Source organism: Pseudomonas sp. HP_08 (assembly GCF_055284095.1).
The window spans coordinates 100,847-113,964 of record NZ_JBTOQC010000009.1 but is presented as its reverse complement, the minus strand read 5'-3'; the positions used below and the strand labels follow the sequence as shown (position 1 = coordinate 113,964).

Here is a 13,118-nt window from a genome sequence, read left to right as displayed (position 1 = left end):
GTCCTTCAAGGACACCTCTAAGCATCCGTCCTTGAGCCGCTGCGTCATTACCGAACCGGGCCGGTATACTGCCGGCCCAGTTCGGGAGTAGCCCATGATTGCCTTGCCCATCGACGCTGTATTGCCGGCCCTGCGCCAGGCCCTGACGACCCGCCATGAAGTGGTGCTCGAAGCACCGCCCGGCGCCGGCAAGACCACGCGCGTGCCGCTGGCGTTGCTCAACGAGGCATGGCTGGCCGGGCAGACCATTCTGATGCTCGAACCGCGTCGTCTGGCTGCGCGCGCCGCGGCCGAACGGCTGGCCAGCGAGCTGGGCGAGAAGGTCGGCGAAACGGTGGGTTACCGGATTCGTCTCGACAGCAAGGTCGGGCCGAAGACGCGCATCGAGGTGGTCACCGAAGGCATTCTGACCCGCCGCTTGCAGGATGATCCGGCGCTGGACGGCGTCGGCCTGGTGATTTTCGATGAATTCCATGAGCGCAGCCTTGACGCCGACCTGGCCCTGGCACTGAGCCTCAATGGCCGTGAACTGCTGCGCGACGAGCCGCCGCTGAAAGTCCTGCTGATGTCCGCCACGCTGGAAGGCGAGCGCTTGTCGGCATTGCTCGACGACGCGCCGGTGGTGCGCAGCGAAGGGCGTATGTTCCCGGTGACGATCCAGTGGGGGCGGCCGTTCCAGCCGGGTGAATTCATCGAGCCGCGGGTGGTGCAGACGGTGCTCGATGCCTTGGGCAACGAGACCGGCAGCCTGCTGGTGTTCCTGCCGGGGCAAGCGGAGATTCGCCGGGTTCATCAACAACTGGCCGAGGCCTTGGGCGAGCGCGCCGATATTCTGCTGTGCCCGCTGCATGGCGATCTGGACCTTAATGCCCAGCGCGCTGCCATCGACCCGGCGCCGCCGGGGGCACGCAAGGTCGTGCTGGCCACCAACATTGCCGAAACCAGTCTGACCATCGACGGCGTGCGCGTGGTGATCGACGCCGGGCTGGCGCGGGTGCCGCGTTTCGATCCGGGCAGCGGCATGACCCGCCTCGACACCCAGCGCATCTCCCGCGCCAGCGCCACGCAGCGCGCCGGTCGTGCCGGGCGGCTGGAGCCGGGCGTGTGTTATCGGTTGTGGTCCGAGGCCCAGCACGATCAGTTGGCAGCCTATGCCAGTGCCGAGATTCTTCAGGCCGATCTCGCCGGCCTCGCCCTGCAACTGGCGCGTTGGGGCGTAGAGCCCGACCAGTTGAAGTGGCTCGACTTGCCACCGACCGCCGCCTTTGCCCAGGCCCGTGACCTGCTGCAACGCCTTGGCGCGCTGCAAGCCGACGGCCGCCTGGCAACCCATGGCCAGGCCATGGCCGAAATGCCGGCGCACCCGCGCATTGCTCATCTCTTGCTGCGTGGCCAGTCGCTGGGGCTGGCCGACATGGCCTGTGACGTCGCCGCGCTGCTGGGCGAGCGCGACATCCTGCGCGGTGCCGGTGCTGATCTGCATAGTCGGTTGGTCTTGTTATCCGGCGAGCAAAAAGCCCAGCGCAATGCGCAGGGCGGCGTGCAGCGCGCCCGGCAACTGGCCCGGCAATACCGCAGCAATCTACGCGGCAAACCCGTACAAGCGGTCAGCGACCCCGATCATCCGCGCTGGCTGGGCGCCTTGCTGGCGCTGGCCTACCCGGACCGCGTGGCGCGCCAGCGTCGCCCCAGTGGCGCCGAATATCGTCTGGCCAACGGCCGCGCTGCCTTGTTTGGTGACAGCGATGCCTTGATGAAACACGAATGGCTGGTGGTTGCCGACCTCGGCAGCCGTCAGGGCCAGCGTGAAGAGCGTATTTATCTCGCCACCGACCTGGAGCCTGGGCTGTTCGACACGGTATTGGCCGAGCAGGTGCGCAACGTCGATCAACTGGACTGGGACGAACGCGAAGGCGTGCTGCGTGCCGAGCGTCAGCGCAAGGTGGGTGAACTGGTGCTGAGCAGCGAGCCGCTGCCCGGCCTTGATGAAGCGGCACGCGGCCAGGCCTTGCTCGAGCTGGTGCGGCGTAAAGGCCTGGAGCTATTGGCCTGGACGCCGGAACTGCGTCAATGGCAGGCCCGCGTCAGCCTGTTGCGTGAGCTGGATATGCAACAGCATGCCAGCAGCGAATGGCCCGACGTCAGCGACAGCGCCTTGCTGGCCAGCCTCGAACACTGGCTGTTGCCGTACCTGGGTAAAGTCACCCGGCTCAGCCATTTCAGCGCGCTCGACCTGTCGTCGGTGCTGCGCAACCTGCTGCCCTGGCCGCTGCCGCAGCGCCTCGACGAACTGGCGCCGTCGCATGTGCAAGTGCCTTCCGGCTCGTCGGTGCGCCTGGACTACAGCGAACATCCGCCGATTCTCGCCGTACGCCTGCAAGAACTGTTCGGCCTGTCCGACACCCCGCGCATCGCCAATGGCCGGCAGACCGTGAAACTGCACCTGCTGTCGCCGGCGCGTCGCCCGGTGCAGGTCACTCAGGACCTGGCGAGCTTCTGGCGCACCACCTACAGCGAAGTGAAAAAGGATTTGAAGGGACGTTACCCCAAGCACTACTGGCCGGATGACCCGCTGGTCGCCGAAGCGACGGCGCGGGTCAAGCCTCGCAAGGTTTAGGGCTGCTTATCCGCGACGACGGTCGTAGTGATCGCGATGATCATTACGGTAGTGATAACGCGGTGCCGGTGCATAACGGCGATGCTCGTAGCGCGGGCGCACCGGCACATACCGTACAGGCTGGTAGTGATGGCGGTATTCGCGCGGCGGTGGGCGACGATCATGGCGACGGTCGTCATGGCGGTCGTTGCGAGCGATCACCGTGGCCAGCACCGCACCGACAGCGGCGCCGGCAACGACGGGCACGACTACGTTGCGATCCGCGGCAGTGGCGGTAGCAGTACCGCCCATCAACAGGCTGGCGGACAGCATCAGGATTTTGGTCATCTTCGAAAACATGGTGTCTCCTCAGGCGGCATATGTATTCGCCATGTATCGATAAGACACCGGTTTGGTGTAAATCCAGGTACAGAGTCTGTAAAGGTAGGGTAAAGCCTGCCTGACGGTGCCGTTCGTAAATATCAGGGGTCGATGAATCCTCTGTACCGAGTCGTTGTCTGCATGGGACGTATTGAAAACAGGAGTTGATCGATGACCCAGGATGAATCCGTGGACTACACCCAGGTTCCCGCCGGCATGCAGCCGTTTCCCGCCGCAGAGTCGGTATTCGTGCCCGACCAGCAGGACCTGGCCAGCCACCTGCACCCGTTGTTCAGCATTGATATCAGCACCATCAATCCCGAGTGGTCGGGTGTGCTGCACATGCTCAGCCCACTGGAGCCCTATGAAAGCCTGGTCGGCGAACTGACCGAGTGGGACGGCTACCACGGCGATTTGCTCAAGACCAACTGGATCGGCTTCAAGATCGAAGACGGGCGTTATCGCCTGTGCGGCGACCCGCGTTATTTCTTCCTCCATGAAGACAACGCCCAACTGCCAGACCCGCACCCCGGTGCCCGCGCCGATCTTGAACAGCATTACGCCGAGCAGCACCGTGCCTACGCCGCCGCGGCCGAAATATTCAAGGCCCGTGGCATCCTCGTGCGCCCGGACTGGGACGTCGATTCGCCGGTGGCGTTCGTCGAGCAACTGGGCGGTGAAGTGGGTTTGGGCAACTGGGTCGAGACCGTCGAATTCCCGACAAAGATCATCGACGTCGATGCCGACAATGGCGAGTACCTGGTTTATCCCCTGAGCCCGGCCGGCAATCGTTTCTTGCATGTGGCCAGTGCACACGGCTGGAATTACCGCAGCGCGGGGGCTGATTTGATCGTGATGTTTTATGAGCCGATCGAGGGGCTGGTGCTGTTTACGTTTGATTACAGCTGAGTTTTTTGACCGGAAAGTATCGTTGGGGTTAGCCTCTCAGCGATACGAAAATTACGTTTTGAATACTTTCCCGAATTCGCTCCTCGGCCGAAAGTAGCCTTTTATACAAAGCGGATCACGCACACAAATCTGAGTATGAGCTTTCTCAAAGAAACCACTGCCAACATATAAGGCACTGCCTTCCTGAAAAGGAGAACGTACAGTTTGGTACTGAGCGAGCTCTGCATTAGCTCGGTAAGTATGCAAGGTTTCGAATACTGCACAGTCCAGGTGTCGTTTGATTCGGTCTGTATCTGTTCTGTAGCCGGCCACATTTTTTGGAAGCCTGGCGGGGTCATCGATGGAGGCAATCAGGATGTCGTATGCGCTGCGAAGTTCATTGAGCGCGAACTCATCCGTCAGATTCAGACAAAGCCCAAGATCAATAATTGCCCCGACAACAAACGGTGTTTTGATTGAGCCCTTGGTGTGCTTGGTCAGTGTTTGCAGCATCTGGGCATAACTCAATGCCCGGTGCGGGCTGTTTTCCCAAAAGTACATTCCGGCACCCAGCCAATCCCAGTCGTTCTCGCTGGAGCGCAAGTGTTCGCCGGCCAGTACGGATTCGCCAACCTGCCGGTCGCATCCATGAAAGCCCAGAACGAAAGAAGGGAGATGCTGATACATCAACGATAAGCCGCCGTCAGAGCGCCGTTCTTGTCAAAAACGCCGGTTTTTTCCCGGAATGCCTTGGCTTCTTCAGGATTGGCTTTCAGGCGCAGTGCGAAAAGACGCATACGCTCAGCCGTTGCGGCGTGAGAGGGCGTTTTGCAGAGGTCTTTGTTCGTTTGCACAGTCATGGTCAGCACCAGAGATTGCCGGTTTTGGCCATTCTAGGGCTGCATGTTTTTTATGTCTGTAGTCCATCCCGGCCAATCTTGCGGCACGCTTTGTACGCACAAGGTTCAGGCGTTGTAGGCCAATACCAGCAGCAGGACCGCCACGGTCCTGCTGCTGGCCTCATTTAAAAACTCACCTTCACCCCCGCCTGCACACTGCGCCCGGCCGCCGGCACTTCATCCCTCAGAATCGAGCTGGCATAGCGAATGGTCTGGTTATTCAGGTTGTCGCCTTTGACAAACGCCAGCCACTCGCTCTGGCCCACACCAAAGCGGTAGCCGAGGCTGGCATTGAGGGTGGTGTAGCCGCCGGTGTCGCTTTCGGCTTGTGGCACGCGGTGCTGGGCGCTGGCGTGTTCGGCGCCGACGCTGGCTTGCCACTGGTTGTAGTCCCACAGCAGTGCGGTGTTCAGGCGCAGGGGCGAGATGCGTGGCAGCGGCTCGCCGGTGTCGCGGTTGTTGGCGCGGGTGTAGTCGGCCGAGCTTTGCAGGGCAAAGTTGCCGTACGGGGTTTGCGCCAGGCGCCAGTGGTCCTGAGCCTCGATGCCCCAGAAGTCGGCCTTCACGCCGCTGTACAGGTACTCGGGCAGGGCATCGTCATCGCCGGCGGCGACTTCTTCGCCGTCGTCGTTGAGATAGCGGCCGCTGCCCAGCAGGCCGATGTAGTTGGAGAAGCGGCTGTAGAACACGCCGACGCTGCCTTTGTGGGTGCCGTTGTCGAAGCGCAGGGCGAGGTCGGTGGACCAGGATTTTTCTTTCTCGGCATTGGCATCGCCCACTTCATAGGTGCCGGTCGCCTCGTGCGGGCCATTGGCGTACAGCTCGTAAAAGGTGGGTGCCCGTTCGGTATAGCTCAGGGTGCTGGCCAGCGACCAGATGTCGGTCAGCTTGTAGATCGCGCCGAACGACAGGCTGCCGGCGGTAAAGCTGTGGCTGGCGTCGCTGCCTTCGAAGCGTTCGTTGCCGTCGGCATCCGGGCGCAGGCGCGTGTGTTCCAGGCGCCCGCCGAGGGTCAGGTCGAGGCGATCGGTGGCCTGCCAGTTCTCCAGCACAAACAGCGCGGCGCTGTCGGTGTCGGTGCGCGGCACAAAGGCTTCGGCGCCCAAGGCCTGGAACTGGCTGCTGGCGACCTGCGCACCGATCACGCCTTCAAGCGGGCCGATGGGTTTATGCCGCGCTTCGATGCGCGCTTCATAGCCATCGTTCTTGAACACGGTGCCGGTTTCGCCGTCTTCGATCTCGCGGTGCTCATACGTGGTGTGGCCGAAATCCATCTTCACCGAACTGAACGGGCCGTCGAGGTCGCGGATTTCCGAGGCCAGCGCGTAGTGACGCTGCTCCATGTCGATGCGCACCGCGTCTTCGGCCGGTGAGCCGTAGTTGCTGTCGTACTCGTCATAAGACAGGCCGACATAACCATGATCCCAATGGTAAGCGCCGCCGATGGCACCACCGTCCTGGCGACCGTCGCTGTTGGCGACGCGGTGCTTGCTGTCGTCGCCATCGATGGCGCGTTGATCCCGCGAGCGGGCGTAGCCGGGAATACGCAGGTCGTTGAACTCGCGCGAATTGGCGTCCAGGTGCAAGGCGAAATTGCCGTCGCCGGCTTCCAGTTTGCCCGCGCTGCTGCGCGTGGTATCGGCGCCGCCATAGCGCAACTCGCCGCCGCCATGCACGCCGTCGACCGGTTCGGTGGGGATGCGATTGTCGAAGGTATTGACCACGCCGCCTACCGCGCTGCCGCCGTACAGCAAGGCGGCCGGGCCGCGTACGACCTCGATGCGCTCGGCGTTGGCCGCGTCGTAGGGCACTGCATGGTCATAGGACAGCGACGAGGCATCCAGCGCGCCGGTGCCGTTGCGCAGGATGCGGATACGGTCGCCATCGAAGCCGCGAATCACCGGCCGGCTGGCCGCCGGGCCAAAGTAGGTCGACGACACGCCGGGCAGGGTATTGAGCGTCTCGCCCAGTTGCGCCGACTGACGCAGAGTCAACTGGTCGCCTTCCACCACGCTGGTCGGCGAGGCCAAGGCTGCGCTGCCCAGCGGGTTGGCGGTGATCACCTGCGGGTCGAGCACCACGGCTGACGCTGCGTAGACAGGCTGGGCGACCAGCAACGCGGCGGTCAGGGTAGAAAGCGGGAAGGAGAATCGGGCGAGCATCGAAGTGTTCCTTACGGTTTGAATTGTTATGTTACAACATAACAAAAATCCGTCCAGATGAAACTTCGGTCTCGTCCCTCAAGGTCGCCGCTTGTTGCGCATCACCTCCACCTGCGCAGCAAACTCATTGAACGGTCGGCGTTCGGCCAGCGCCTGATACATCCATTGTTGCCCGGTCATGGGCGCCAGCCCGTGCAAGGGCGGGTCGCTGTCGAGGTTGGTCGGAAATGAATAACCCTGCGCGGCGCTGGCAATGACCGCGCTCAGTGACTTGGCGTCCAGCGTTTGCTGTTCAAGTCGCTCAAGCAGAGGCGGGTAAAGGGCGAGCATCATGCGGTCGTGGTCCAGCGCTTCCATCGGCTTGCCGAACGCCGAAGAAATCTGCAACAGGTTGGCCATGCGCTGCTGGTCGGTGGTGTGGTTGGTGCCGGCGGCATGCATCAATGCCGGGTTGAAAAACAGCAGGTCGCCTTTGTTCAGCGGCAATTGCACGGCATGCGCCTGGAAATACTCGATGAAGGCCCGGTCGCGCCAAGCCATGTAGCCGGCCTCGTATTGCTGGGAAAACGGCAGCAACAAGGTCGGACCGGTTTCCACCGGCATGTCGCTGTGCGCCACGGCGCCTTGCAAGGTCAGGTACTGGCTCATGACCTGTACGTCGAGCGGGTAGTGTTGCAACACCTCAAGGGTCTGAAAACCCAAGTGGTAGTCACGATGCGGCTGTTGCGCCTGGCCGCCGGGCCGCACCACGTTGACTTGAGCGGTGACCTGATAGTACGGCCCCAGCCAGGCCTGGGCGACCAGCCCGATCAATGGATTGCTGTAGTACTCGATAAACGACGCGGGCGAATACAGGGCGGCTTTCTGCAAGGCATTCCAGATGCGCCCGTTGGCGCCGGTTCTGGCGAAATGATCACCGCCGCTGCCGTGCCGGGCTTCGTCCTGCAGAATGTTTTCGAACACGGCGCTGTGCCGGTCGATGACCGCCATGTCGGTGAACCCCTGGCGGATCACTACCACACCGGGCCCGTGACGAAAGAGCCGATGCAGTTCGCTCATCAGCGCCTTCGGATCATCGGCCAGCGCCTGATGCAGGGTGCTGGCCTGATAGATCGGCACGTTGTTCAGCACGCTGTTGCAATGCGGATAGTCGGCTGCGCGGACGGTCTGTTCGCACAGCGTGACAAAGTCTTGCAGGCACACATCCTCACCGCTCACGTAGCGGCTCATGGCTGCACTTCCGATACAGGCCATTGCAGGGGACCTTGCGGGCGTGGCGCGGTGTCATCGCCACAGCCGACAACCCCTTGCTCAAGGTCAGTGACCGTGCCGGTTTGCAGGCCTGACTCTGCCGACAGCAGAAAGGCCACATGGCGGGCGACTTCTTCGGGCTTGAGCAACCGCCCGAACGGCTGTGCCCGCTCGCACTCGGCCAGCCAGCCGTCCTGGGCGCCGTGGTAGCGGCGCTGAATTTCATCTTCGTGCGGGGTGTCCATCCAGCCGATGTTCAGGCCATTGACCCGAATCCGGTTACGCAAGGTGCTGAAGGCCACGTTTTTGCTCAGGATCGCCAGCGCGCCTTTGGAGGCGCTGTAGGCCGTCAGATGCGCCGGGCCGCCATGCGCCACGATGCTCTGGACATTGACGATCGCGCCTTCGATGCCGTCGCGGATCATCAGCTTGATGGCGTCCTGCATCAGAAAGAACGGTGCGCGCACATTCACCGCAAACAGGGCATCGAAGCGCTCCGGCGAGGTGTCGAGAATACTGCCGCGATCCGACATGCCGGCGCAGTTCACCAGCCCGTGCAACTGGCCGAAATGGCGGTCGGCGGCGGCGATGATGCGCCGGCAGTCCTCGACTTGCTCCAGGTCCGCTTCGACGAACACGGCCCGACAATCGAGTTCGGCCAGATTGCGCACCTGCTGCTCGCCCTTGGCGCGGCTGCGTCCGCACAGCACCAGCCCGGCGGCGCCGCGTTGTGCCAGGGTGTGCGCGACGGCGGCGCCCAGGCCCTGGCTGCTGCCGGTGACGACAAAGTATTGGCCGGCGAAGGGCCGTGCGTGATCAGCGTGCGACATGGTGTTCTCCTGTTTGTTGTTGTGTGCTGTACACCTTTCGTGGCTGAGACTAGCATCGGAGCCACCTCAAAATAGCCCTGAAAGACCTCAGAAAAACCTCATGCCAGGAGTCCGTCATGACCTCATTGCTCGACCGCGCCGGGCGTTATTCGATCAAGCAACTGGCGGCTCAGGCCGGGGTCAGCAAGGCCACGGTCGACCGTATGTTGCATGGACGCGCCGGCGTGCATGCGCAGACCGGCCGGCGCATCGAACAGGCGCTCGATGAACTCGAAGCCCAGGAACGCAGCGGTCTGGCGGTCGGGCGCACCCTGCATGTCGACATCGTCATGCACACGCCCAAGCGCTTCAGCGACGCGGTGCGTGCGGCAATCAATGCGCAACTGGGCAGCCTGGCGCCGTTCCGGATCATGCCGCGCTTTCATCTGTTCGAAGACATCGACAGCATGGGCATGGCCGAACTGATCCGGCGCTGCATGGCCAAAGGCTCGCAGGGCATTGTGCTCAAGGCCGCCGATGAGCCCGCCATCAACCAGGCGGTGAATCAGGTCATGGCCGCTGGCGTGCCGGTGGTCACCCTGGTCACCGACCTGCCGCAAAGTGCGCGCCTGGGGTATGTCGGCATGAACAACCGCACCGCCGGGCAAACCGCCGCCTACCTGTTGTCGCGCTGGCTCGACCCGGCCCCGCAGCCTGTGGCCGTGGTGCTGAGCAGCGATCTGTTTCGCGGCGAAGAAGAGCGTGAAGTGGGCTTTCGAACCTGGCTGCGGGCACGGGCAACGCATTTGCAGGTGCTGGACATCAGCGGTGGCGGCGGGGTGTATGCACCGACCTTCGAGCGGGTCAGCGAAGCGCTGGTGCGCCAACCGGCGCTCAAGGCGGTGTACAGCGTCGGCGGCGGCAACCGGGCGATTGTCGACGCCTTTGCGGCGCAAGGCCGTAGCCTGGCGGTGTTCGTCGGTCATGATCTGGACGAAGAAAACCGCCAGCTACTGGCCGAGGAGAAGATTGCAGCAATCATCGATCACCCGCTGCAAACCGATGCCCGGCATGTGCTGATGCACATCATGCAATTTCATCGGCTGTTGAAGCGTGAGCCGATCCCGCCGTCGCCGGTCAATATCGTCACGCCCTTCAGCCTGATGTGATTCAGAAAATATTGATCGGGTAGCTGACGATCACCCGGTGCTCATCCGAGTCGCGCTGGCTGACATAGCCGGTGCGCAACTGGGCGTGGCGCAGGGCGACGGTCAGGTTCTTGGCCGGGCCCGATTGCACCGCGTAGCTGAGGGTGACGTTGCGTTCCCATTCCTTTTCATCGCCGCTGACGGTCTTGATGTGTGAGCCGCTTTCGTACATGGCCAGGAAGGTCAGGCCCGGCACGCCGGCTTTGGCGAAGTCGTAGCCGTAGCGCACCTGCCAGGTGCGTTCGCCGGCGCGCTGGAATTTGCCGATCATCGACTCGGTCATGAAATAGGCCGTCGAGCCGTCGCCCTGGTTGAGCCACACCGCATCGCTGTCGCCGCTGACCACCTGATAACCGGCGGCCAGGGTGTGGCCCGCGATCAGGTAGGTGAACATCGCGCTGGACAGGCGGCTGTCGACCTTGCCCTTGGTCACGCCGTTGCCGTAATAGCCGACGGTGTAGTACGCAGGGTTGCTGCCGTTGGCGCCGTCGGAGCGGTTGTCGAAGTGGCGCAGGTCGGTGCGCAGGGTGCCGGGGCCGACCGGCAGTTCGTACTTCAGGCCCAGAAAGTGCTGTTTGTAGAAGTCTTCGAGGTTGCCGTAGTAGTACTGCAGCGTCAGGTCCTTGAGCGGTTTGTAGTCGACGCCGGCGTAATAGAACTTGTTGACGAACTCGCCGGTCAGCGCGTTGTTGGCGCCGGGAATCGACATGCCCATCTGGTTGGTCGAACCACGGCCCATGACGTGTTCCAGCTGGCCGGCGGTAAAGGTGAAGTCGCTCAGATCCCTGGACTGGATCTGGCCGCCGCGAAAGGTCTGTTGCAGCATGCGGTCGGTGGACATCACCACCGGCAGCATGGGCACCAGCGTGCCGTATTTGAGTTCGGTCTGCGAGACCTTGGCCTTGAGCGTCGCGCCCAGGCTGCTGAACTCGTCCACCGCCCGGCCGTCGCTGTCGGTGGGAAAGATATTGCCGTTGAACGCCGAACTGGTCGGGTTGTAGTGACGGCCCTTGCCGGAGTCCAGGCGAATGCCCAATTGACCGAACGCATCGACACCGAAACCCACCACGCCCTGGGTGTAGCCCGATTGCACGTTGAGCATGAAACCCTGGCCCCATTCCTGGGTGTAGTTAGGGTCTGCTGCGCCACTGCGGTTGTCGGCATTGCTGAAGAAGTTGCGCGCCAGAATGCTGGCCTTGGTGTCTTCGACGAAACCTGCAGCCTGGCTTTGTTGCGCGATCATCAGGCCACAGAGGCCGGCAATGACAGTGGGCGTGCGATTGATACGCTCCATCGGTTCATCCTCGTTGTATGAGTCAAGTGTGGGGAGAGGCAAGCAAGGGCGGCAGTCAGGTGTTTTCTTGTTGTTCACGAGCGAGAGTCGGGGGCGCAGCAGCAGGTGCAGCAGCAGACGCGACGCGGGTCAGCGTCACGGCCGGCAGTCGGTACAGCATGTACAGGGCTATGCCGCCCAGCGCCGCGCAAAGCAGCAGGCCGACATCCAGCGAGTGCGCCAGCGCGGCGCGGGCGATGGGCAGCGCGCTGTCGCTGTCAGGCTGCACGGCTTGCAGCAGCACTTGCGGGTCGCTGAAGCGGGACAGGGCGTGGCTTTGCCCGGCAGCCTCAAGGGCGCGTTGCAGGTCGCTGAGATACAGCCACTTGACCAGCGCGCCCATGATCGCGGTGCCCAACAGCCCGCCGACCAGGCGCAGCGACTGGGTCAGCGCGGTGGCGATGCCCAGCAACGGGCGCTCGGCCAGGGTCTGGGTAAACACCGTGAGGTTGAGCAGGATGAAACCCAGCCCGAGACCGGCCAGCAGAATCAGCATCAGCAGCGTTTGAAAACTGCCGCGCAAGCCAATGGTTGCCAGCGCCACACAGGCCAGCGACAAGGCGGCAAAGCCTGCCAGCGGCACGCGGTTGGGGTTTTGCAGACGGGTGACCAACCGGCTGTTGACGATGGCGCCCAGGGTAATGCTCAGCGCCAGCGGCGTGATCAGCAGGCCGGCGTCTTGCGGCGAATAGCCGTAGCTGCCCTGCAACAGCAGCGGCAGATAGAACAGCAGGGTGAACATGATCGCGCCGGCAATCATCGACAACCCGAACAGACGCCGCAGGCTGGGGCTGGCGAACAGCGCCGCCGGCAGCAAGGCATGCTGGCAACGCCGTTCCCACCACCACAGGCCCAGCAGCGCGGCCGCGGCTAGCACGCCCAGTGCGATGCTCAACACGCCATCGCTGTGGCCCAGCCACTGCACGAACAGTTGCAGGCTGCCCAGCAGCACGACGATGAGCAGCGCGCCGAGCCAGTCGAGACGAATCGCGCCGCTGTGTTGCGGGCGATACCACGGCAGAAAGCGCCAGGCCATGACAAACGCCAGGCAACCCAGCGGCAGGTTCAGCCAGAACACCGAGCGCCAGCCGAACTCGCCGGTCAGGTAGCCGCCCAGCCCCGGCCCGATGGCATTGATGACACTGAACATCGCGCTCAACAGCACTTGCCAGCGCAAGCGTTGCGCGGTGTCGGGAAACAGTTCGGGCACACAGGCAAAGGCGGTGCCGATCAGCATGCCGCCGCCGATGCCTTGCAGCGCCCGGCCCGCGAGCAATACCCACATGTCGTTGGCCAGCGCACAGGCCAGCGAGGCGAGGGTGAAGATCAGCGTGGCGGCGAGCACGAACGGCTTGCGCCCATAGAAATCGCCCAGCCGGCCAAAGATCGGAATGGTGACGATCGAGGCCAGCAAGTAACCGGTCGCGACCCAGGCATACAGCTCGAAGCCATTGAGTTCGGCGACGATGCTTGGCAGCGCGTTGCCGATCACGGTCTGGTCCAGCGCCGACAGCATCAACACCAGCGACACGCCGAGCATGGCCAGCAAGGCTTGGCGAAAGGTCAATGGCGATGGGCTTGGCGCGGTCAT

General features: G+C 63.1%; 11 protein-coding genes. 3 read left to right on the top strand and 8 right to left on the bottom strand.

The window, feature by feature from the left end; all coding sequences use genetic code 11:
- Positions 1–94 precede the first annotated feature (94 nt).
- Positions 95–2,617: an ATP-dependent helicase HrpB gene (gene hrpB, locus ACYAS9_RS09975; RefSeq protein ID WP_463568124.1), complete on the top strand. Its 2,523-nt coding sequence runs from the start codon at positions 95–97 to the stop codon at positions 2,615–2,617.
- A 6-nt stretch (positions 2,618–2,623) separates the two neighbouring features.
- Here hrpB and ACYAS9_RS09970 read toward each other — a convergent pair whose 3' ends face one another.
- The gene (locus ACYAS9_RS09970; RefSeq protein ID WP_463568123.1) at positions 2,624–2,956 is read right to left on the bottom strand and encodes a hypothetical protein; all 333 of its coding nucleotides are present in this window, start codon (positions 2,954–2,956) and stop codon (positions 2,624–2,626) included.
- 192 nt (positions 2,957–3,148) lie between these two features.
- Between ACYAS9_RS09970 and ACYAS9_RS09965 the strand changes: the two genes are divergently transcribed.
- Complete coding sequence (locus ACYAS9_RS09965; RefSeq protein WP_463568122.1) at positions 3,149–3,886, top strand: hypothetical protein; 738 nt, start codon at positions 3,149–3,151, stop codon at positions 3,884–3,886.
- Positions 3,887–3,937: 51 nt separating this feature from the next.
- Here the strand turns inward: ACYAS9_RS09965 and ACYAS9_RS09960 are convergent, their stop codons facing one another.
- The 5 genes from ACYAS9_RS09960 to ACYAS9_RS09940 form a co-directional block, all read right to left on the bottom strand.
- Positions 3,938–4,552, bottom strand: coding sequence for a hypothetical protein (locus tag ACYAS9_RS09960; protein WP_463568121.1), 615 nt, complete (start codon positions 4,550–4,552; stop codon positions 3,938–3,940).
- Complete coding sequence (locus ACYAS9_RS09955) at positions 4,552–4,725, bottom strand: hypothetical protein (RefSeq protein WP_463568120.1); 174 nt, start codon at positions 4,723–4,725, stop codon at positions 4,552–4,554. The genes ACYAS9_RS09960 and ACYAS9_RS09955 overlap by 1 nt, the downstream gene beginning before the upstream one ends.
- A 164-nt stretch (positions 4,726–4,889) precedes the next feature.
- On the bottom strand, positions 4,890–6,926 hold the full coding sequence (locus ACYAS9_RS09950; RefSeq protein WP_463568119.1) for a TonB-dependent receptor: 2,037 nt from the start codon (positions 6,924–6,926) through the stop codon (positions 4,890–4,892).
- A 78-nt stretch (positions 6,927–7,004) separates the two neighbouring features.
- Positions 7,005–8,156: a phytanoyl-CoA dioxygenase family protein gene (locus tag ACYAS9_RS09945; protein WP_463568118.1), complete on the bottom strand. Its 1,152-nt coding sequence runs from the start codon at positions 8,154–8,156 to the stop codon at positions 7,005–7,007.
- Positions 8,153–9,007: an SDR family oxidoreductase gene (locus ACYAS9_RS09940; protein ID WP_463568117.1), complete on the bottom strand. Its 855-nt coding sequence runs from the start codon at positions 9,005–9,007 to the stop codon at positions 8,153–8,155. Before ACYAS9_RS09940 ends, ACYAS9_RS09945 begins: the two co-directional genes overlap by 4 nt.
- A gap of 125 nt (positions 9,008–9,132) precedes the next feature.
- On the opposite strand from ACYAS9_RS09940, the gene ACYAS9_RS09935 reads away from it, so the two are divergent.
- Positions 9,133–10,155: a LacI family DNA-binding transcriptional regulator gene (locus ACYAS9_RS09935; RefSeq protein ID WP_463568186.1), complete on the top strand. Its 1,023-nt coding sequence runs from the start codon at positions 9,133–9,135 to the stop codon at positions 10,153–10,155.
- Between the two features lies 1 nt (position 10,156).
- Here the strand turns inward: ACYAS9_RS09935 and ACYAS9_RS09930 are convergent, their stop codons facing one another.
- Positions 10,157–11,488, bottom strand: coding sequence for an OprD family porin (locus ACYAS9_RS09930; RefSeq protein ID WP_463568116.1), 1,332 nt, complete (start codon positions 11,486–11,488; stop codon positions 10,157–10,159).
- 55 nt (positions 11,489–11,543) lie between these two features.
- A complete protein-coding gene (locus ACYAS9_RS09925) occupies positions 11,544–13,118 on the bottom strand; it encodes an MFS transporter (protein ID WP_463568115.1) in 1,575 nt (524 codons plus the stop codon).

Coding starts and splice junctions, on each gene's coding strand:
- ACYAS9_RS09940 (WP_463568117.1), bottom strand. CDS start 9,007: ATGTCGCACGCTGATCACGCACGGCCCTTCGCCGGCCAATACTTTGTC.
- ACYAS9_RS09930 (WP_463568116.1), bottom strand. CDS start 11,488: ATGGAGCGTATCAATCGCACGCCCACTGTCATTGCCGGCCTCTGTGGC.
- hrpB (WP_463568124.1), top strand. CDS start 95: ATGATTGCCTTGCCCATCGACGCTGTATTGCCGGCCCTGCGCCAGGCC.
- ACYAS9_RS09945 (WP_463568118.1), bottom strand. CDS start 8,156: ATGAGCCGCTACGTGAGCGGTGAGGATGTGTGCCTGCAAGACTTTGTC.
- ACYAS9_RS09970 (WP_463568123.1), bottom strand. CDS start 2,956: ATGTTTTCGAAGATGACCAAAATCCTGATGCTGTCCGCCAGCCTGTTG.
- ACYAS9_RS09960 (WP_463568121.1), bottom strand. CDS start 4,552: ATGTATCAGCATCTCCCTTCTTTCGTTCTGGGCTTTCATGGATGCGAC.
- ACYAS9_RS09955 (WP_463568120.1), bottom strand. CDS start 4,725: ATGACTGTGCAAACGAACAAAGACCTCTGCAAAACGCCCTCTCACGCC.
- ACYAS9_RS09925 (WP_463568115.1), bottom strand. CDS start 13,118: ATGACCGCGCCAAGCCCATCGCCATTGACCTTTCGCCAAGCCTTGCTG.
- ACYAS9_RS09950 (WP_463568119.1), bottom strand. CDS start 6,926: ATGCTCGCCCGATTCTCCTTCCCGCTTTCTACCCTGACCGCCGCGTTG.
- ACYAS9_RS09965 (WP_463568122.1), top strand. CDS start 3,149: ATGACCCAGGATGAATCCGTGGACTACACCCAGGTTCCCGCCGGCATG.